The organism is Stenotrophomonas sp. 2619, assembly GCF_040548725.1.
Taxonomy (GTDB): domain Bacteria; phylum Pseudomonadota; class Gammaproteobacteria; order Xanthomonadales; family Xanthomonadaceae; genus Stenotrophomonas; species Stenotrophomonas maltophilia_AP.
This window is the reverse complement of record NZ_JBEPSF010000016.1, coordinates 18,098-38,521: the sequence shown is the minus strand read 5'-3', so window position 1 is coordinate 38,521 and position 20,424 is coordinate 18,098. Positions and strand designations below refer to the sequence as shown.

Annotated in this window: 14 protein-coding genes and 1 riboswitch; of the genes, 9 read left to right on the top strand and 5 right to left on the bottom strand. The window is 68.3% G+C overall.

Annotated features, from left to right (window positions below; genetic code table 11):
* The first annotated feature begins 7 nt into the window (after window positions 1-7).
* Together ABIA71_RS15830 and ABIA71_RS15825 are read left to right on the top strand one after the other, a co-directional pair.
* The gene (locus tag ABIA71_RS15830; protein WP_038686947.1) at window positions 8-715 is read left to right on the top strand and encodes an AraC family transcriptional regulator; all 708 of its coding nucleotides are present in this window, start codon (window positions 8-10) and stop codon (window positions 713-715) included.
* 81 nt (window positions 716-796) lie between these two features.
* Complete coding sequence (locus ABIA71_RS15825) at window positions 797-2,179, top strand: amino acid permease (RefSeq protein ID WP_502961266.1); 1,383 nt, start codon at window positions 797-799, stop codon at window positions 2,177-2,179.
* Window positions 2,180-2,602: 423 nt separating this feature from the next.
* Here the strand turns inward: ABIA71_RS15825 and gcvP are convergent, their stop codons facing one another.
* Window positions 2,603-5,482 carry an aminomethyl-transferring glycine dehydrogenase gene (gene gcvP, locus ABIA71_RS15820; RefSeq protein WP_354286450.1) on the bottom strand — a complete coding sequence of 960 codons (2,880 nt, stop codon included), beginning with the start codon at window positions 5,480-5,482 and terminating at the stop codon, window positions 2,603-2,605.
* Between the two features lie 88 nt (window positions 5,483-5,570).
* Window positions 5,571-5,672, bottom strand: a riboswitch (glycine riboswitch).
* 293 nt (window positions 5,673-5,965) lie between these two features.
* On the opposite strand from gcvP, the gene ABIA71_RS15815 reads away from it, so the two are divergent.
* From ABIA71_RS15815 to ABIA71_RS15805, 3 genes are all read left to right on the top strand, one after another.
* Window positions 5,966-7,189 carry a multidrug effflux MFS transporter gene (locus ABIA71_RS15815; protein ID WP_354286448.1) on the top strand — a complete coding sequence of 408 codons (1,224 nt, stop codon included), beginning with the start codon at window positions 5,966-5,968 and terminating at the stop codon, window positions 7,187-7,189.
* Between the two features lie 148 nt (window positions 7,190-7,337).
* Window positions 7,338-8,231, top strand: a complete 894-nt coding sequence (locus ABIA71_RS15810) for a siderophore-interacting protein (RefSeq protein WP_354286446.1) — start codon at window positions 7,338-7,340, stop codon at window positions 8,229-8,231.
* Window positions 8,232-8,310: 79 nt separating this feature from the next.
* The gene (locus tag ABIA71_RS15805) at window positions 8,311-8,703 is read left to right on the top strand and encodes a hypothetical protein (protein ID WP_354286444.1); all 393 of its coding nucleotides are present in this window, start codon (window positions 8,311-8,313) and stop codon (window positions 8,701-8,703) included.
* A gap of 112 nt (window positions 8,704-8,815) precedes the next feature.
* Here the strand turns inward: ABIA71_RS15805 and ABIA71_RS15800 are convergent, their stop codons facing one another.
* The 4 genes from ABIA71_RS15800 to ABIA71_RS15785 form a co-directional block, all read right to left on the bottom strand.
* Entirely contained in the window at window positions 8,816-10,813 is a 1,998-nt protein-coding gene (locus tag ABIA71_RS15800; RefSeq protein ID WP_354286442.1) for a M2 family metallopeptidase, read from the bottom strand.
* Window positions 10,814-11,212: 399 nt separating this feature from the next.
* Complete coding sequence (locus tag ABIA71_RS15795; protein ID WP_354286440.1) at window positions 11,213-12,865, bottom strand: phosphoethanolamine transferase; 1,653 nt, start codon at window positions 12,863-12,865, stop codon at window positions 11,213-11,215.
* On the bottom strand, window positions 12,862-13,635 hold the full coding sequence (locus ABIA71_RS15790) for a phosphatase PAP2 family protein (RefSeq protein WP_502961265.1): 774 nt from the start codon (window positions 13,633-13,635) through the stop codon (window positions 12,862-12,864). Before ABIA71_RS15790 ends, ABIA71_RS15795 begins: the two co-directional genes overlap by 4 nt.
* Window positions 13,636-13,746: 111 nt before the next feature.
* Window positions 13,747-15,372 (bottom strand): ArnT family glycosyltransferase, encoded by a 1,626-nt coding sequence (locus ABIA71_RS15785; RefSeq protein WP_354286554.1) that lies wholly within the window; start codon window positions 15,370-15,372, stop codon window positions 13,747-13,749.
* A gap of 214 nt (window positions 15,373-15,586) precedes the next feature.
* On the opposite strand from ABIA71_RS15785, the gene ABIA71_RS15780 reads away from it, so the two are divergent.
* The 4 genes from ABIA71_RS15780 to ABIA71_RS15765 all read left to right on the top strand — a co-directional run bounded on the left by ABIA71_RS15780 (window position 15,587) and on the right by ABIA71_RS15765 (window position 20,400).
* The gene (locus ABIA71_RS15780; RefSeq protein ID WP_128096234.1) at window positions 15,587-16,288 is read left to right on the top strand and encodes a response regulator transcription factor; all 702 of its coding nucleotides are present in this window, start codon (window positions 15,587-15,589) and stop codon (window positions 16,286-16,288) included.
* Window positions 16,275-17,585, top strand: coding sequence for a sensor histidine kinase (locus ABIA71_RS15775; protein ID WP_354286438.1), 1,311 nt, complete (start codon window positions 16,275-16,277; stop codon window positions 17,583-17,585). Before ABIA71_RS15780 ends, ABIA71_RS15775 begins: the two co-directional genes overlap by 14 nt.
* A 115-nt stretch (window positions 17,586-17,700) precedes the next feature.
* Window positions 17,701-18,951, top strand: coding sequence for a DUF819 family protein (locus ABIA71_RS15770; RefSeq protein WP_128096232.1), 1,251 nt, complete (start codon window positions 17,701-17,703; stop codon window positions 18,949-18,951).
* 312 nt (window positions 18,952-19,263) lie between these two features.
* Window positions 19,264-20,400: a DUF3103 family protein gene (locus ABIA71_RS15765; RefSeq protein WP_354286436.1), complete on the top strand. Its 1,137-nt coding sequence runs from the start codon at window positions 19,264-19,266 to the stop codon at window positions 20,398-20,400.
* Window positions 20,401-20,424 lie beyond the last annotated feature (24 nt).

Sequence of the window (20,424 nt, the reverse complement as noted above, 5' to 3'; positions counted from 1 at the left end):
TTGCCGCATGCGCGTAGAACCTGCCGACATCGAAGCCCTGTTTGATGCGATCCCCGACGTGCTGTTCTTCATGAAGGACCGCGACGGGCGCTATACGCACATCAACCAGACCATGCTGCGCCGGCTGGGCCTGAAGTCGCGCAAGGAGGTGATCGGGCGCACCGCGGCGGAGATCTATCCGACCGGGCTGGGGGCCGATTACGCCAGCCAGGACGAACAGGTGCTGGCCGGGCGGGTGATCGAGAACCTGATGGAACTGCACCTGTTCGCCAACCGCGAGCCGGGCTGGTGCCTGACCTGCAAGCGGCCGCTGCTGGTGGACGGGCAGGTCAAGGGCCTGATCGGCATTTCGCGCGACCTCGGCCAGAAGGACAGCCTGGGCACCCAGTACGAGCAGCTGCGGCTGGCGCTGGCGCACCTGAACGCGCATTACGCCGAGAACGTGCGCATGCAGACCCTGCTGGACATCACCGGGTTTTCGCTGTCCAAGCTGGAGCGCACCTTCCGCAAGGTGTTCCAGATGACCCCGCAGCAGGTGCTCACCCGCCTGCGCATCCAGATGGCGGTGCACCTGCTGCATGGCGGCGACAGCATCGCCAGCATCGGCCAGGCCTGCGGCTTCACCGACCAGAGCGCGTTCACCCGCAAGTTCAAGGCCGAAGTGGGGGTGTCGCCGCGCGGCTACCGCGCGCAGATCGGCGAGCGCGACCGCTAGGCCCGGCTGGGCCGTGTGGCCTATGCCGCAGGCCAGCCGAACAGGTATCGTGTGGCACCTGTTGCCCGCCCAGCGATTCCGATGCCCGCATCCCAGACTCCGACGCCAGCCGCTCCCCGCCTGGGCCACGCACTCAAGCCGCGCCAGCTGATCATGATGGGGCTGGGCAGCGCGATCGGCGCGGGCCTGTTCCTGGGGTCCGGCGTGGGCGTGCAGGCGGCCGGACCGGCGGTCCTGCTGTCCTACCTGGTTGCCGGCGCGCTGGTGATCATCGTGATGAACGCGCTGGGCGAGATGGCCGCGGCCAAGCCCACCAGTGGCGCGTTCTCGGTGTACGCGGCCGACGCCATGGGCGCCACTGCCGGAGCCACCGTGGGCTGGCTGTGGTGGGTGCAGCTGGTGATCGTGATCGCCGCCGAAGCGGTGGGCGCGGCCGGGCTGCTGGCCACGGTCTGGCCGGCGGTGCCGGTGCCGATGGCCGCACTGGCCTTCATGCTGTTCTTCACTGCGATCAACCTGCTCGGGGTGAAGAATTTCGGCGAGTTCGAATTCTGGTTCGCCATTCTCAAGGTGGTGGCCATCATCGGCTTCATCCTGATCGGCGTGGCACTGTTGATGGGCTGGCTGCCGGACGTGGCCTCGCCGGGCCTGTCCAACTTCACCGCGCACGGCGGGTTCGCGCCCAAGGGCCTGGCCGGGGTGGGCGCGGCGCTGCTGGTGGTGGTGTTCGCCTTTGGCGGCACCGAGATCGTGGCGGTGGCCGCGGCCGAAACCGAAGACCCCGAGCGCAGCATCGCGCGCGCCATCCGCACCGTCGCCTGGCGCATCCTGGTGTTCTACATCGGCTCGCTCAGCGTGATCATCGCCGTGGTGCCGTGGACCAGCGAAGCGTTGAAGTCGCCCTTCGCGGCGGTGCTGCAGGTGGCCAACATTCCCGGCGCGGCCACGGCGATCACCCTGATCGCGGTGATCGCGCTGCTGTCGGCGCTCAACGCCAACCTCTACGGCGCCTCGCGCATGATGTACTCGCTGGCCCAACGCCAGGAGGCCCCGGCCGTACTGGGCTGGACCGACCCGCGCCAGGTACCGATCATCGCGGTGCTGGCCAGCGTGCTGTTCGGTTTCGCGGCCACGGTGATGGAACTGCTGTTCCCGGACAAGGTGCTGCCGGTGCTGCTCAACATCGTCGGCTCGACCTGCCTGCTGGTGTGGACGATCTCGCTGCTGTCGCAGCTGATCCTGCGCCACCGCGCCAACCGCGACGGCACCCGCCTGCCGTTCCGCATGGCCGGCTATCCGTACCTCACCGTAATCGGCCTGGGCGTGCTGGCGCTGATCTTCGGCCTGCTGCTGTCCGAGTCGCACACCCGCCTGCAGTTCCTGTCGATGGCCGCGCTGACCGCGGTGATCGCCATCAGCAGCGAAGTCGCCCGCCGCGTGCGCGCCAGCCGCCAGGCCGACTGACGATACTGCAGGCCGCTGGCCGGCACATCACCTAACCACCCGGTAGTGCCGGCCGCTGGCCGGCTCACCACCTCACCAATCGAGACCCGGTAGTGCCGGCCGCTGGCCGGCTCACCACCTCACCAATCGAGACCCGGTAGTGCCGGCCGCTGGCCGGCTCCCCACCTCACCAATCGAGACCCGGTAGTGCCGGCCGCTGGCCGGCTCATCGCCTCACTGATCGAGATCCGGTAGTGCCGGCCGCTGGCCGGCTCTGCACCATGCCGATGGGCATCTGTAGGAGCCGGCCAGCGGCCGGCACTACCGGGGAGATCGCAGCCGGCCAGCGGCCGGCACTGCCGGCGTCGCGTGCGACGGGGCATCCCGTCAAGAAAAACGGCCCGCTTGCGCGGGCCGTTTCCTGTTGCGTCGGGGCAGGGAGGCTTAGACCTCCACGCCCTCGTCTTCCTTGTAGGCATCCACCGGGATGCACGCACACATCACGTTCTTGTCGCCGTACACGTTGTCCACGCGCGCCACCGGCGGCCAGTACTTCTGCTGGCGCAGGCTGGCCAGCGGGAAGGCCGCCAGCTCACGCGGGTAGGCGTGCGCCCACTCGCTGGCCGACACCGCGGTGGCGGTATGCGGGGCGTGCTTGAGCGGGTTGTCCTCGCGGTCCAGGCGGCCGTCTTCGATCGCGGCGATTTCCTCGCGGATCTGGATCATCGCGTTGATGAAGCGGTCCAGCTCGTGCAGCGATTCGCTTTCGGTCGGTTCCACCATCAGCGTGCCGGCCACCGGGAAGCTCAGGGTCGGGGCGTGGAAGCCGAAGTCGATCAGACGCTTGGCCACGTCCTCGGCGGCGATGCCGGAGGTCTTCTCCAGCGGGCGCACGTCCAGGATGCACTCGTGTGCCACCAGCCCGTTGCGGCCGGTGTACAGGGTCTTGAAGTGCGGGGCCAGGCGGGTGGCGATGTAGTTGGCGTTGAGCAGCGCCACCTGGGTGGCCTTGCGCAGGCCGGCGGTGCCCATCAGGGTGATGTACATCCAGCTGATCGGCAGGATCGAGGCGCTGCCGAAGCTGGCCGCGCTGACCATGCCCACCGGGCCGTTGTCGCCCAGCTTGCCCGGCAGGAACGGCGCCAGGTGCGACTTGACCGCACACGGACCCACGCCCGGGCCGCCGCCGCCGTGCGGAATGCAGAAGGTCTTGTGCAGGTTCAGGTGCGACACGTCCGAGCCCCACTTGCCGGGCTTGGCCACGCCGACCAGGGCGTTCATGTTGGCGCCGTCGGTGTACACCTGGCCGCCGTGCTTGTGGATGATCTCGCAGATCTCCACCACCTCTTCCTCGAACACGCCGTGCGTGGACGGGTAGGTCATCATGATCGCGGCCAGGCGGTCGCTGTACTTCTCGGCGTTGACGCGGATGTCTTCCACATCGACGTTGCCGTTGGCGTCGGTCTTGGTCACCACCACCTTCATGCCGCACATCTGCGCCGACGCCGGGTTGGTGCCGTGCGCCGAATCCGGGATCAGGCACACGTCACGGTGGTCGTCACCGCGCGAGCGGTGGTAGGCGCGGATCGCCAGCAGGCCGGCGTACTCGCCCTGCGCACCCGAGTTGGGCTGCAGGCTCACCGCGTCGTAGCCGGTGCATTCCACCAGCATCGCTTCCAGGCTCTCGATCAGTTCCTTGTAGCCGGTGGCCTGGTCGGCCGGGGCCAGCGGGTGGATGTTGGCGAACTCCGGCCAGGTCACCGGAATCATCTCGGCGGTGGCGTTGAGCTTCATGGTGCAGCTGCCCAGCGGGATCATGGTGCGATCCATGGCCAGGTCCTTGTCCGCCAGCGAACGCAGGTAGCGCAGCAGTTCGTGTTCGCTGTGGTGGGTGTTGAACACCGGGTGGGTCAGGAACGCGCTGGTGCGCACCAGGCCGGCCGGCAGGGCGTCGGCGGTGCGGGCGTCCAGGGCATCCACATCCACCGTGGCACCGAACAGCTGGCCCAGGGCCACGATGTCCTCGCGGGTGGTGGTTTCATCCAGGCTGATGCCGACCGCTTCGCTGTCGATCGCGCGCAGGTTGATGCGCGCGGCGGCGGCCTTGGCGTGGATCGCCTTGGCGTCGATGTCCTTGACGTGCAGGGTGTCGAAGAAGTGCTCGCCCACGTTGACGCCGGCGGTGCGCAGCGCACTGGCCAGGATCGCGGCCAGGCGATGGGTACGGCGGGCGATCCGGGTCAGGCCCTCCGGGCCGTGGTACACCGCGTACATCGAGGCCATCACCGCCAGCAGCACCTGTGCGGTGCAGATGTTGGAGGTGGCCTTCTCACGGCGGATGTGCTGCTCGCGGGTCTGCAGGGTGAGGCGGTAAGCCGCATTGCCCTGGGCGTCGACCGACACGCCGATCAGGCGGCCCGGCATCGAGCGCTTGTAGGCGTCGCGGCAGGCCATGAACGCGGCATGCGGGCCGCCGAAACCGAACGGCACGCCGAACCGCTGCGAGTTGCCCACCACGATGTCCGCGCCCCATTCGCCGGGGGCGGCGATCAGGGTCAGCGCCAGCAGGTCGGTGGCCACGGCAACCAGGCCGCCGCGCGCGTGCACGGCATCGGCCAGCGCCTTGTAGTCACCCACATGGCCGAAGGTGTCCGGGTACTGCAGCAGCACGCCGTAGGCTTCTGCTTCCATGGCCTCGGCCGGGGTGCCCACGCGCAGCACGATGCCCATCGGCTCGGCGCGGGTGCGCAGCAGTTCCAGCGTCTGCGGGTGCACCGCGTCGTGCACGAAGAAGGTGTCGGACTTGCTCTTGGCCGAACGCTTGGCCAGGGTCATCGCTTCGGCTGCCGCAGTCGCTTCGTCCAGCAGCGAGGCGTTGGCGATTTCCATGCCGGTCAGGTCGGCGCACAGGGTCTGGAAGTTGATCAGCGCTTCCATGCGGCCCTGCGAAATCTCGGCCTGGTACGGGGTGTAGGCGGTGTACCACGCCGGGTTTTCCAGCACGTTGCGCAGGATCACGTTCGGGGTGAGCGTGCCGTAGTAGCCCTGGCCGATGAAGGTGCGGAACACCTGGTTCTTGTCGGCGATGGCGCGGATCTTGGCCAGGGCCTGCACTTCGGTCAGCGACTCGGGCAACGCCAGTGCTGCCGGCGACTTGATCCCGGCGGGCACGATCGCATCGGTCAGTGCGTCCAGCGAGGCGTGGCCGACCACGTCGAGCATCTGCGCGATTTCGGCGTCGTTGGGGCCGATGTGGCGTTCGACGAACGCGTGGCTGTGTTCAAGCTCGCGCAGGGAAGGGGTGTTCTGGGACATGGCTGGCATCTCGAAGAGTGGGCACGCACGTTCGGAAGGCGGCCTGGCCGGGGTGCATCGCACACGTGCGCGAACCACCGGACCTTGCGGTCTTCCTGGGTGCCCCTCTGTCCTTTTGCCTGAGAGTTTAAAAGCGCGCATCTGCGTGCTTCGTGCCCCTTCGGCGCCGGCAGTGGCCGGTCTCTCCAGAGTTTTGATGCGGGTGGTATCGGGCCTGAGCGATTACGGGCGTTGCGCCTTCGGCAGCGGGTGCTTCAAAACAAAGCGCCGCTTCTCCCACCATGTAGCCCGGCGATTATAGCCCAGCGGTCTTCCCGGCAACGGCATTCTCCGGGATGAATGGGGGCCGCCAGACGCCCCCGGATGGCGCCGTTGGCATGGTGCGGGGGCCGGCAAAGGCCTATGATGGCTGGATCCTCGTATTCATCTGGCGCCGCCCGTTCCGGGCTGGCGCCCGCCGTGCATTTGCGCATGGCCCAGACGGAAGACCGCATGACGCCCGCCTCGCCCTCGACCCGCCGCCTGGCCCTGCTGCTCGCAGGCCTGGCGATGTTCGGTCCGTTCTCCATCGACACCATCTTCCCGGCCTTCCTGCTGCTGGGCGAGCGCATGCAGGTGGACCAGGTCGCGGTGCAGCAGACCATCAGCGTGTACCTGCTGTTCTACGGCCTGATGAGCCTGGCGCACGGCCCGCTGTCCGACGCGTTCGGGCGCAAGCGGGTGATCATCGGCGGGCTGGTGCTGTTCATCGGCGCCTCGATCGGCTGCGCGCTGTCGCGCGACATGACCACGCTGCTGGTGTTCCGCGCGCTGCAGGGCGTCACCGCCGGGGTCGGGGTGATCGTCGGCCGTGCGGTGATCCGTGACCTGTACCACGGGGCCGACGCACAGCGGCTGATGAGCCAGGTGTCGATGATCTTCGGCGTGGCCCCGGCGATCGCGCCGATCATCGGTGGCTGGATCCTGCTCGGCGGGGGCGACTGGCCGCTGATCTTCTGGTTCCTGGTGCTGTTCGGGGTGGTGCTGCTGCTGGCCACCGGCAAGTGGCTGCCCGAAACCCACCCGGTGGACGCACGCACGCCGTTGTCGATGCGCGAACTGCTACGCAGCTACCTGCGCATGGGCTCCAACCCGCGCCTGTTGCGGCTGGCGGCGGCCGGTGCGTTCAACTTCTCCGGCATCTTCCTGTACATCGCCTCGGCGCCGGTGTTCGTCATGCAGCACCTCAAGCTGGGCGAGGGCGGTTTTGCGTGGCTGTTCATTCCCACCATCGGCGGCATGACGATGGGCTCGTTCCTGTCCGGGCGCATGGCCGGGCGGCTGACCGCGCAGCGCCAGATCGGCATCGGCTTCGGCCTGTGCGCGGTGTCGGCGGCGCTCAACCTGGGCTATGTGCTGGCGGTGCCGCAGATCATGCTGCCGTGGGCGGTGCTGCCGATCTTCCTGGGTGGCGTGGGCATGGCGCTGATCTTCCCGATCCTGGCGCTGGCGGTGCTGGACATGTACCCGCACCAGCGCGGGCTGGCCTCGTCGATGCAGATGTTCATCCAGCTGATGATCAACACCGTGGTCGCCGGCGTGGTCTCGCCGCTGCTCAGTGCCAAGCCTCTGCATCTTGCGCTGGGTTATGCCGGCTTCTTCGCCGTGGGGGCCAGTTTCTGGTACTGGGAACGCCACTGCGAGCAGCGACGCGCGCTGTTGACGCCGATCGAATAAGCCGCGCGCACGCCACGGTTGCGTCGCGCGCAGCTGCCAGCCTGCGATGGCGGCGTATCCTGTGCGCTCGCCAGCCAGTTCGTGCACCACGACAGCCAACCCATTCCCCTGCGGGCCGTCCGTGTCCGCCGCACTCCAGGGTGATTGCATGGCTGCACAGCAGACCTACCGCCTGTTCGACGTCGCGCTCAAGCAGCGCACCGTCCTTTCCCCGTCGCTGACCCGCATGGTGTTCGCCGCGCCCGACGTGGCCAACATGAAGTCCGACGGGCCGGACCAGCGCATCAAGGTGTTCTTCCCGTTGCCCGGCCAGGACGCGCCGCAGGTGCCGCAGGGCGAGGACTGGTACGCGCGCTACCGCGCCCTGCCGGAGGGCGAGCGCGCCCCGATGCGCACGTACACCATTCGCGCGCTACGCCCCGAAGCGGGCGAGGTGGACATTGATTTCGTCCTGCACGGGGAGACCGGCCCGGCCTCGCGCTGGGCCACCCATGCCCGCGTCGGCGACCGCATCGGTCTGCTGGCCCCGGATGCACAGGTGGCCGAGAGCAGCCAGGGGTTCGAGTGGAAGCCGCCGGCCGATGTACAACGGGTGCTGCTGGTGGCCGATGACACCGCGCTGCCGGCGGTGGCCGGCATCCTGGAAGACCTGGCCCGCTGGCCGCACCCGCCGCAGGTGCAGGCCTTCCTGGAAGTGGCCCATGACGCCGACGTGCTGCCGCTGGCGGCCCCGGTGGGCGCGCAGCTGTTCTGGCTGGCGCGCGAGGGCGCCGCGCACGGCCAGCTGCTGCAGCAGGCCGTGCAGGCGCGGGTCGGGCCGTTGGGGCTGCGCGCGGCCGAGCAGGACCTGGCCGAGATCGACATCGACCAGGACATCCTGTGGGAGCAGGCCAGTGCGCAGGGGGGCGGGCTGTACGCCTGGGTGGCCGGGGAGGCCGGCGCGGTGATGGCGATCCGCCGGCACCTGGTGAAAGACTGCGGGATCGACAAACGGGCCATCACCTTCATGGGGTACTGGCGTCACGGCAAGGTGCTGGACTGAGGCGGGCGGCGGCCCCCCGGCAGGCCTGGCGGGGCACCTGCGGTATCCTTGGCGCTTTGATGCAGTCCGGACGTTCTTGATGTCGACCACCTCCAAACTGCGCCGCGACATCCGCCGGCGCCGTGAAACCCAGGCCGCCAACCGTGAGCAGGCCGTCGCCTCGCCGGTCGAACCGCATGCGGAACTGCGCGACCAGCAGCGCACGCTGCTGGCCGGCGTGGTGCGCCGTGATGGCGAATGGGTGCTGGGCATGGACGGCCGTATCGCCGGCCAGACCCCCAGTGCCGCCCGCGTGCTGGCGCTGATCATGCAGGCCGCCGAACTGCACGAACGCCAGGGCACGCCGGTGCGCCTGGTGTATTCGGATGCACTGAAGGACGCCGCGCATGCCGAGGCCAAGGCCGACGGCAAGGACTTCGAGCAGTTCAAGGCCGAACTTGCGGCCAGCCTGAAGACCCCGACGAAATCCTGAGGCCGGGCGGGTAGAGCCACGCCATGCGTGGCTGCATTCAAGAAAAAACCGGCCTTTCGGCCGGTTTTTTATGCAGCGATGGAGTCGACCAGCGGCCGGCCCTGTTGCACGGTCAGCGTGCCGCCGGTGCGGTCGCGGCCGGGGTGGCCGCGGCGGTGGCCGCCGGTGCCTTCCAGCCACACATCTGGCCCTGGTTCTGCTGCTTGAGCCACTCGTTGACCGGGGTGAAGTACTCGATCATCGGGCCGGCATCGAGCTTGTCGCCGCCGGTGATCTCGCGCAGGGTGGCCTGCCACGGCTGGCTGGCGCCCTTGCTCAGCATCGCCCAGAACTTCTGTCCGGCTTCCTTGTTGCCGTAGAAGCTGCACTGGTGCAGCGGCCCCTTGTAGCCGGAGGCATCGCACAGGCCCTTGTAGAACTGGAACTGCAGGATGCGCGCCAGGAAGTAGCGGGTGTACGGGGTGTTGCCCGGCACGTGGTACTTGGCACCCGGATCGAAGAACTCTTCACCGCGCACGCCCACCGGGGCCACGCCCTGGTACTTGGCCTTCAGGTCCCACCACGCCTGGTTGTAGTGGTCCGGGGTGATGGAGCCGTCGAACACGCCCCAGCGCCAGCGGTCGATCATCAGGCCGAACGGCAGGAACGACACACCGCTGAGGGCCATGCGCATCTGCGCGTTGATGGTGGCCTCGCGGCTTTCCTGCGGCTTGTCGACCAGGCCGATGGAGTTGAGGTACTGCGGGGTCATCGCCAGCACGATGGTGTCGCCGATCGCTTCGTGGAAGCCGTCGTTGGCACCGCCCTGGAACAGCGGCGGCAGCGGGTTGTAGGCCAGGTCGTAATAGATGTGGCCCAGCTCGTGGTAGATGGTGGTGAAGTTTTCTTCGGTGGGCTTGATGCACATCTTGGTGCGCACGTCGCCGTCCATGTTCATGTCCCAGGCGCTGGCATGGCAGACCACGTCGCGGTCCAGCGGCTTGATGAACTGGGTCTTGTCCCAGTACGACTTGGGCAGCGCGGGCATGCCGAGCGAGACGTAGAAGTCCTGCGCACGTTCGGTCATCTGCTTGGCGGTACGCAGTTCGGCCTCACGCTGCGCCTTGAACTGCGCTTCGACAGTGGCGCTGTTGCCGCCGGCCTTGGCCAGCGCGCCGCTGAGGTTGGTCTGGTACTGCTTTTCCAGTGCGGCGGTGATGTCCAGGCTGCCGGCGCCGGGGTAGGGTTCAAGCTGGTCCCAGAGGTTGGACCAGTCCTGCTGCCACATGTTGCCGAGCAGGTGGGCGGCGATCAGGCCACCGTCGGTTTCGGCTTTGTCCTTGCCGTAGGTGTCGTCGAGCTTGGTACGGGCGTAGCAGTGCAGCTGTTCGTACATGGGCTTGACCTGTTCCCACAGGCGGTCGGTTTCCGGGCCGATCTGCTCGGGCGGCATGTCATAGCCGCTGCGCCACATCTGGCCGGCGTCGGCGAAGCCCATTTCCTTGGCACCTTCGTTGACGAGGCCGACGAAGCGCTGGTAGTCGGCGCGCATGGGTTTGGTGGTGGCGTGCCAGCCCTGCCAGGCGTCCAGCTGCTTGTCGTAGTCGCGGCTGCGGGCAAGGACCTGTTCGAGGTCGCCAAGCTGGCGGCAGGTGGCGGGGTTGGCGTCATCGGTGCAGTACTTGCCCGCACCGTAGGCGCCTTCCATGCGGCTGGCGATGCGGGTGAGCTCGGAGAGCTTGGCCGGGTCGCGCGGGGCGGGCATGGAGGTCATGAGTTTGAGGAGGTGGATCTGGCGCTTGGTATCCTCGCTCATGGGCTTGCCATCATAGGTGCCGGCCTGGGTGATCCAGCCGTTGAGGACGGTGAGCCAGCGTTCGTTGGCCTTGGCCGCCACGCGCTCGGAATCCTCGTTGATGTAGGTCGAGGAGAGCCACTGTGCCGAGGTCATTTCCGGGTACATGGCCTTGTACTCGGCGTTGACGCGGGCGATGAACTGGTCCGCGGTCTCGGTGGGGGTGGCAGCAGCCGCGGCGGGGGCATCGGCCGGGGTCGTTTCCTTCTGGCAGGCCGCCAGCGTCAGTGCGGCAGCGCTGACAGCCAGGGCCAGCAGGAGCGGGCGGTGGTTCACGGGGACATCCTTGGGTGGTGACAGACCGGCGAAGGCTAGTGAAGCGTCCGTCACACCGCAAGGGGCAGGGCAGCACGCACGCGCTTCGCGCGCCAACAACATGGCGTCATTGCTGCTGTTGGCGGGTCGGTACGGGCGGGTTGGCGGGACACGCCGCAAGTACGTCCGTGTAGGCTCGTGAGCGCCTTGCGCGTTTGTGCAGTCCTGCACAAACGGCAAGGCCGGGGTCGGGCGTCCTGCCCGACCCGTCCGGCGCATGCGCCGGACCCATGGCGCCCAACGGTCCCGCCAACCCACCCGTACCGACCCGTCCACACAGGGCTGGTGCGCATGGCAACGGCAAGTGCAACTACAACGGCCACTCTCGCCTTGCGCGGAAACCGACTCGCCAGCAGAAGACTAAGCCTCGCATCCTGCAAACAGATCGCGGTCGCGTTCGTAGATGGCCGTCTTGACCTGCATCAGCCCCAGTACCGACGGGAACAGGTTGTCATGGTCGGTGTAGCGGCCCGCGCGCTGGCGCACGCAGGCCAGGTTGAGGCCGCGGTTGGCGGCGAACGAGGGGGAGAACCACATCGTCATCGGGACCCGCGTCTGTTCCTGCGGTGCGATCGCATACGGTACGCCGTGCAGGAACAGGCCCTTCTCGCCCAGTGATTCACCATGGTCGGAGAGGTAGATCATCGCGGTGTCGTAGTCGTCCATGCCCTTCAGCGTGCCGATCGTGCGCGACAGCAGGTGGTCGGTGTACAGCAGCGCGTTGTCGTAGCTGTTGGTGATCTGCTCACGGCTGCACCTGCCCAGGTCGGCGGTGTCGCAGGTGGGGGTGAAGTGGCGGAAGCGGGCCGGGTAGCGTTCGAAATAGCTCGGCCCGTGGTTGCCCAGCTGGTGCAGCACCACCACCCGGTCGCCGGGCCTGGCGCGTACCTGCGTGGCCAGGTCGTCGATCAGGATCTCGTCCATGCAGCGTCCGTTGGCGCACAGCTGCGGGTGCGTGGCGTCGTCCAGCGCCTGCATCGGCAGGCCTTCGCAGACCCCCTTGCAGCCGGACTGGTTGTCACGCCACAGCGTGCTGATGCCGGCGCGGTCCAGCACGTGCAGCAACGACTGGTGCGCGCGGATTTTTTTCTCGTCGTAGTCGTGGCGACCGTACGGCGAGAACAGGCAGGGCAGGGAGACTTCGGTGCTGGTGCCGCACGAATGCATGTCCGGGAAGTTGATCACCCCGGCCTGCGCCAGTTCCGGTGTGGTCTGCTTGGCATAGCCGTTCAGACCCCAGTTCTGCGCGCGTGCGGTTTCGCCCATCACGATCACCAGCAAGCGCGGCCGGCTGCCTGCGGCGCGCGGCGTGGCGGTGGCGTCGGTGCCGATTGGCAGCTTGGGCGCGCGCTGGATCGGATTGTCGCCGCGCAGCGCCTTGGGCAGGCCCAGCAGGACATTGCCGGGGGTAGCCAGGTAGCGCACCTCGCGCTGGTTGCGCATCAGCGCCGACATTTCCTGGAACGACAGCATCGCCCCGCCCAGTGCCACCAGCAGCGAGAGCAGCAGGAAGCCGGCACGCCACAACAGCGCCTTGCCCCAGCTGCGCTTGAGCAGTTGCAGCCGCCACAGCACCAGCATCGGCAGCAGCGCCAGCAGCACCAGCGGCGCAATCAGCGCCGGCGTCATCAGCTCGCCGCTTTCCTTGTGATCGGTGGCCAGCACATTGCGCAGCATGTCCGCATCCAGATAGATGTGGTAGCTGCCCATGTAGTGCGCGGCCATCGCCGTGCACAGCAGCAACAGCCCAATGACCACCTTGGCGTTCCACCGCCACACCAGCAGCCCCATCAGCAGGCAGTGCGCGCCCACCAGGAACAGCAGCAGCGAGGTGGCAAAGCGCAGGCTGCCCGGGTGGGTGGCCATGGCGCTGTGCCAGAACAGGCCATTGCAGGCCAGCGCGAAGAACACGCTGGTCAGCACGATCAGCGCTTCGGTCGACAGCTGCGGCCGCCACGACAGCAGGGCAGTCAGCGCGGGCAGGCGCGCGCTGCGCGGCAGGGTCGCGCTCATGCGGCCTCTCCCTGCGCAACGGAGGCAGGCACGGTCTGCGTGCGCGCGGCGACGCGTTGTACCAGCAGGTACAGGCCCAGCGAGAGGGTCCAGCAGGTGGCCAAGGTCCACAGGTCATGCGACAGGAAGTGGGCGCCACGCAGTTGCTGGGACAGGCCGAACACGCCGCCGGCCACCAGCCCTACGGCCAGCCCGCGCCAGCGCCACGCCGGGCGCACCAGCAGCGCGAAGAAGTACAGGCTGACCCAGGCGAAGCCGGCACTGGAATGCCCGGCCGGGAAGCACACCCCGCGCGGCATGCCCGGCGCACGGCTGGCGAACAGACCCACGTACTCGCGGTGCCCGCCATAGCGGGCCAGGTCCCACGGGCAGTCCATGTTGGTCAGCGACTTGAGCAGCGACACCGCGCCGGTGCCCAGGGCGACCGCCAGCACCAGGTACAGCAACGGCCAACGCCATGCCGCGGCGCGGTCGCTGCGCCAGGCGTGCATGCACAGCAGGATCGCGACCAGCGCCCCCAGCGTGCTGGCCCACTTGCCGCCCTTGTGCACCAGCTGGCTGGTGGCCCAGGCGTTCTGCAAGGCCCAGTGCTGGCCTTCAAGCCGATAGAACTGGTCGGCCAGCCACTGGTCGCCGCCCATGCCCATCAGCACCGTGCTGGCGACCACGGTGAGCAACAGCGGCAGCCCCAGGTGGCTGCGCAGGAAACCCGGGCGGGCGGCTGCGGCCAGCGGAAGCGGGCCAAACGGTACGGCAGGAACTGAGGACATGGGCAAGGCGCCGGGCGGGGTGATCCGCGGCCATGGTCGTCAGCGGTGTGTCGGAGAGCGGTCGGAGCGGTGTTGCCCGCAGGTTAAGCCGCGACCGCCGATGCCGGCGGTTCAGTCCTGCTCGTCGTCCGACGCCGCATCGGGGGCCAGGTGGGCCTGGCACCCGGCGCGCCATGCACGGCCCGGCACCAGCTGCCAGCGATTGCGGTTGCTGCTGCCAATGTCCACCACCTGTGCGGCGTCCACGCAGGGGCTCATGGCCTGGTCCAGCACCAACAGCCAGCGTGTCTCCGGCGCCTGCTGCAGCCATGGCCCGGCCTGCTGCCACTGTTCGTCCCACGGGCGCTTGAAGCCGAACTCGGTTACCGTGCGGTCGGCCTGCAGCAGGTTCTGTTCGCGCCACGCCACCAGGCCCAGCTGCGCGTCTGGCCCGATCCGCTGGCCAACCCGCTGCATCAACGCCGAGGCCGAGCTGTAGGGGTCCAGCGCCGGCATCAGGCCCCAGCCGTACACGTTCCAGAGCAGGCAGGCGCACACCACCACCAGTGCACCGACGCGTCGCTGGCGCAGCCACACCAGTGCGGCCATCAGCAGCACGCCGAACCCGAGCACCCAGCCCCCCAGCAGGGGCAGCAGGCTGTCGGGCATGCCACGCCGATCCAGCTGGGCATGCGCCCAAGGGCTTCCGCCGAGCAGTTGTACGCCGACGTACAGCGCGGCGGCGGCCAGCACGCCCACGTAGACCAGCAGCAGCCAACGCGGTCCGGTGCGGCGCAGCAGGCCAGGCAGCACCGGCGCAGCGGCCACGCACAGCAGCGGCAGCATCGGGAAAATATAGACCTCGCGCTTGCCCGGGCTGGCGCTGAAGAACACCAGCACCAGCACCGCCCACCCCAGCAGCAGCCAGTAGCGGCCATCCAGGCGCTTCAGCCGCCGCCACCACGCCGGCAGCAGCGCCGGCAGCAGCAGGCTGCCGGGCAGCCACAGCGTGGCCATCACCTGCAGGTAGTACCAGGCTGGCTTCACGTGGTGCCATGCATTGGCATAGCGCGTGCCGGTCTGCTTGAACAGCAGTTCACGCGCGTAGGCCTGCAGGCTCGGATCGGTGGAGTGGAGCAGGGCAATGCCCAGCGGCGCCAGCCACACCGCCGTGCCGAGCAGGAACCCCGGCACCAGCAGCCACAAGGCGCGTCCCCGGCCCGCGTGGCCGTCGTCGCCGCGCACCCGCCACCGCCACAGCGCCCAGGGCAACAGCACCAGCAGGGGCAGGAAGCCTACGCCCTTGGTCACCGTGCCCAGGCCGGCGGCGAACCCGGCCAGCAGCACCGCGCGCCGGTTCGGCGCCTCCAGCAGGTGCCGCAGCAGCCCCCACATGGCCAGCGTGGTCAGCCCCACCAGCACCATGTCGATCTGCGCGCGCTTGGCCATCAAGCCGAACTGCAGGCAGCTGGCCAGCGCCAGCATGGCCCACCAGGCAACCCGCCGGTTCCACAGACGACGCCCCAGGTCCCAGCACAGCCACAGCGTCAGCAACGCCGCCAGCAGCGACGGCAGCAGGAACGCCAGGGTCCAGTTGCCCAGCAGCTGGTGGCTGGCGGCCTGCATCCACATGAACACCGGCGGCTTTTCGGCATACAGGTCGCCGCCGCGATGCGGCAGCAGCCACTGGCCACTGTCCACCATGGCGCGGGCGGCCAGTACGAAGCGCGGCTCATCCGGCGGCGAGGGCTGGCGCATGCCGATCCCGGCCAGCAGCGCCAGCACGATGGCCACGCAGGCGAGCAGATGCCAATGCTGGCGGGACAAGCGGGCTTCAGGCACGTCCGGATCCTTGGGCAAAACCAGTACTGTCTCCCCGACAGCGTAGGAAAAGCGTCGAAACCGGGCCATTGCGACCGGATTCCGACATGGATGCGGCTACCATGCGCCGATCCGTTCACGAGAGTCTGCCATGCGGCTCCTGGTCATTGAAGACAACCGCCAGCTGGTCGCCAACCTGTTCGACTATTTCGAGTCGCGCGGACATGTTCTGGATGTAGCCCCCGATGGCGTCACCGGCCTGCACCTGGCCGCCAGCCATGCCTACGACGCGTTGATCCTGGACTGGATGCTGCCGCGCATGGAAGGCCCGGAGGTGCTGCGCCGGCTGCGCGCCGACCACGGCTCGGAAGTCCCGGTGATCATGCTCACCGCACGTGACGAACTGCCCGACAAGATCGCCGGGTTCCGCGCCGGCGCCGATGATTACCTGACCAAGCCCTTCGCGCTGCCCGAACTTGAAGTGCGGCTGGAAGCGCTGATGGTGCGTGCGCACGGCCGCAACCCGCGCAAGCTGCTGGAGGTGGCCGACCTCAAGCTGGACCTGGCCACGCTGGAGGCGCACCGCGACGGCAAGGCGCTGCACCTGTACCCGGCCTGCCGCAAGCTGCTGGAAGTGCTGATGCGCGCCAGCCCCGGCGCGGTAACCCGCCAACAGCTGGAATTCGCCTTGTGGGGCGATGAACCACCGGATGGCGACCTGCTGCGATCGCACGTGTACGAACTGCGCCGCAGTGTGGACGGCCCGTTCCAGCAGAAACTGATCCACACCTTGCCACGTGTAGGCTACCGGCTGGGTGTGAGCGCCGCGGACAGTGCCGATGAAACCGCGTAAACCCGCGCCGCTGCATCGGCGCCTGGTGTGGTGGCTGTTGGGCTACCTGGGGCTGATCTCGCTGGCGGTGTTCAGCGTGGGCAACTACGTGCACGAACATGCCGAGCATTCGGCCTGGCGCGCGCTGCTCAACTCCGAGCTGGACAGCATCGTCAACCACATCGAACACGAGCCGCACTACCGCTGGCAGGACTCGGACACACTGCGCCTGTTCACCGTGGATGGCAGCGAGGGCGTGCCACCGATCCTGCGCACGCTGCACCCGGGCCTGCACGACGGGGTGGTGATCAATGGCCGGTCCAGCGCGGTGATGGTGCGTGATACCGCCACACTGGGGCGGCTGGCGCTGGCGCTGGACATCAACGACTTCCATGAACTGGAAGAGTTCGCCACGCGCTGGGTGATGCTGGCCGGCGTGGTGATGATCATCGTGACCGTGCTGATGGCGTCCTTCGGCGTGGGCCGGCTGGTACGCCCGCTGCGGTCGCTGGCCCAGCGCATCGACGGGCTCAAGCCCGGTGTGCCGGGACAGCGCGTGCAGGTGGACCCGCGCGGCAGTTCGGAGTTGTACGTCATTGCCGACGCGGTCAACGACTACCTGGCGCGCAACGAACAATTCGTCGAGCGCGAGCGCGTGTTTGTCAGCACCGCCAGCCACGAGCTGCGCACGCCGATCGCGGTGATCACCGGTGCGGCCGAACTGGCGCTGGAGCAACCGGGCCTGCCCGAACGCGCGCGCCAGCAGATGCAGCGCGTGCATCGCACCGCGCAGGGCGTGGAACAGTTGATCCAGCTGCTGCTGGTGCTGGCCCGCGAACCGGCGCGGCTGGTCGCGCTCGGCGAGCGCATCGCGCTGGACCAGCTGGTGCCGGCCATCATCGAAGACCACCGCCACCTGATGGGCGACAAGGACCTGCGCATCGCCGTGGATGGCCTGGCCCGTATCGACATCATCGCGCCACCGGCGGTAGTGCAGGCGGCCATCGGCAACCTGCTGCGCAACGCCATCGAGAACAGTGGGCGCGGCACCATCCATGTGCACGTGTCCGACCGGGCCGTGGTGACGTTGCAGGATCCGGGGCATGGCATGAGCCCGGAGGAAATCGCCGCGGTGCACGCACGCCTGGCGCGTGGCGATCGCAACGAGCAGAGTGGGATCGGGCTGGAACTGATCGCCAAACTCTGCGACCACCTGGGCTGGGCGCTGCAGATAGAGCCCTGCGCGCCACGCGGCACCCGGGTGATTCTGGATCTGGGTGCGTCGCTGCCGCAGGCAGCAGGCGATGCGATGACGTAATCGACCTGGCGAACGCTGCACTGCAGGGTGGCGCAGCGTGAAGATGATGTTAACCTCTGGAAAGGCGCCGCTTTATGCGGCGCTTTTTTTTCTTCGATCGACAGAGGATGGCAAGATGCCGACCGAAACCAGTACCGCGCTGATCACCAACGATATCGTCGGGCTTGGCCTGATTGCCGCTACGCTCGCCGTTATTTTCTGGGCAGCCAGTGGCCCGACCCCGCAGCTGAAAAAGATCTTCGCCTGGGTGCCGGCGTTGCTGCTGTGCTACTTCATCCCGGCCATCTACAACACCGTCGGCCTCATCGATGGCCACAACACCTCGCTCTACAACCCGGTCGCACGCGACGTGCTGCTGCCGGCCGCGCTGGTGCTGCTGACCCTGTCGATCGACCTCAAGGGCATTCTCAAGCTGGGCCCGAAGCTGCTGGTGATGTTCTGCGCCGGTACGCTGGGCATCATCCTGGGCGCGATCGTGTCGTTCCAGGCAATGTCCTGGATCCATCCGGCAACCGTCGCGGGCGATACCTGGAAGGGCATGGCCGCACTGGCCGGCAGCTGGATCGGTGGCGGCGCCAACATGGTGGCGATGCGCGAAGTGTTCGGCACCGATGCCACCACCTTCGGCCAGTTCGCCGTGGTCGACGTCGCCTGTGCCAGCCTGTGGATGGCGGTACTGCTGTTCCTGGCCAACCGCGCCCAGCAGATCGACACGCGCAACGGTGCCGACACCCGGGCCATCGATGAAATGAAGGCACGGATTTCCGCCTATGAGGCGCAGAACGCCCGCATTCCCAGCCTCACCGACCTGATGGTGATCGTGGGCGTGGCGCTGGGCGGAGTGGGCCTGGCGCATGCGATCGCCGCGCCGCTGAGCGGGTGGTTCAAGGCCAACGTCAGCTGGGCCAGCCAATTCAGCCTGGACAGCGCGTTCGTGTGGGTGGTGCTGTTGTCCACCGCGCTCGGCCTGGGCCTGAGCTTCACCCGCGCGCGGCGGCTCGAGTCGGCCGGTGCGTCGCGCCTGGGCACGCTGTTCCTGTACTTCCTGATCGCCTGCATCGGCATGCAGATGGACCTGTTGTCGCTGCTGGACCGCCCGTGGCTGTTCGCGCTGGGCGCGATCTGGATGCTCACCCACATCCTGGTGCTGTGGATTGCCGCCAAGCTGCTGCGCGCGCCGTTGTTCTTCTTTGCGATCGGCTCGCAGGGCAACATCGGCGCCGCCGCGTCGGCACCGGTGGTCGCCGCCGCGTTCCACCCGAGTCTGGCGCCAGTCGGCGTGCTGCTGGGCACGGTGGGCTACGCCACCGGCACCGGCCTGGCCTACGTCACCGGCCTGATCCTGAAATGGATGGCCGGCGCCTGACCGCCCAGCGAATCGCACGCCCCCGCAACGACGGCATTCCTCCCCGGTAGTGCCGGCCGCTGGCCGGTTCCTCATGAACCCATGGTTTCACCTGGAGCCGGCCAGCGGCCGGCACTACCCTCTGCGGAGAGATGGCGTGGAGCCGGCCCGCGGGAAGACGGCGTTGAGCCACGCGACGTCCAGAGTGTGGATCAGGTACCAGACCCTTTCGCAATTGCCCCGTAACGTGCGGCGTTATGCGCCACCCCGTGGCAGGGGGCATCACGGGTGGAATCTCCGCCGATGGCAATCGGCGTCCAGCCAGGACGATGCATGAAACCGCAGGGACTGTTCCGATGCTGTGTGACCGCGCTGCTGTTGTTGGCCAGCGCCACCGCCGTTGCCCAGACCGCGCGCATCGAGCGCGCCGATGTGCAGGCCATTACCGATGCCAGCGCCCGTGACGTGGCCGCGCTGATGGCCCAGCCGGGCTTCGCCGCCGCGGTGACCGGTGCACTTGCGACGCGCCCCGACGGTGTGCCGCTGGCTCGGTTGATGGCCCGCTTCGATCCGCAGGCACGCACCCAGGCCACGCGCACGCTGGCCGCGCAGGATCGCCAGCTGCGGCAGACGAAGGGGCTGCCCGCCGCCGGCGCGGACCTGCTGCAACTCCGCGCTTACGTCCCCACCGGTACCCGGCTGACCGACGTGCCCGCCGCCCAGCTGTGGGTGGCGGTGTTGCCACGCGGCGATGACCGCCACTGGACCACGCTGACCGCCTACGACCCGCAGGGGCGGCGCCACATACTGGACGCGCGCAGCGCCCCGGCCTTTCCGGTGCTGATCGTCGATGTGGATACGCGCACGGCGGTGGAAGAGGGCATGGCGGTGGTCAACGCGGGGCTGCAGGCGCGCGGCCTGCAGTCGCCGGATCGCATCCGGCTGGCCGCCAACGGCAGCGCCTCGCTCGACCTGACCCGGCTGGACCGCATCCGCCTGGCCGACGACCAGGAGCCGTGGGCGTTGGGCGGTGCGGAGGTATTCGCGGTGGTGTCGGGCCTGCAGATCGGCGCGGCCGAACCGGAAATGGCCACGCTGACCCTGCCGTACCTGGACCACGACAACACCGACTACACGCCCGGCCAACCGCTGGTGATCTGGGGCAACTACCGCTTCGACGCGGCCAACGTGCAGCTGTTTGAAGATGACGGCGACACCAACTACCAGGACCTGCTGGTGGCCTTGACCGATGGCGTCAAGGCGGTACTCGGCGCGTTCGCGCCGGAGTACGCGGTGATCGCCGATATCGCCGGCGCCATTCTCAAGGCGATGCCCACCACCTGGTTCGCCAACGACACCGACTACCTGGACAGCTTCTACCTGCTGCAGCGCGGGCAGGCCTACACCGACCGCATGGGCGCGGCCAACAATGCCAAGGTCACGCTGACCCCGGTGACGCTGACCGAATAACGCCCGGCCCTGGCAATCAGCCCG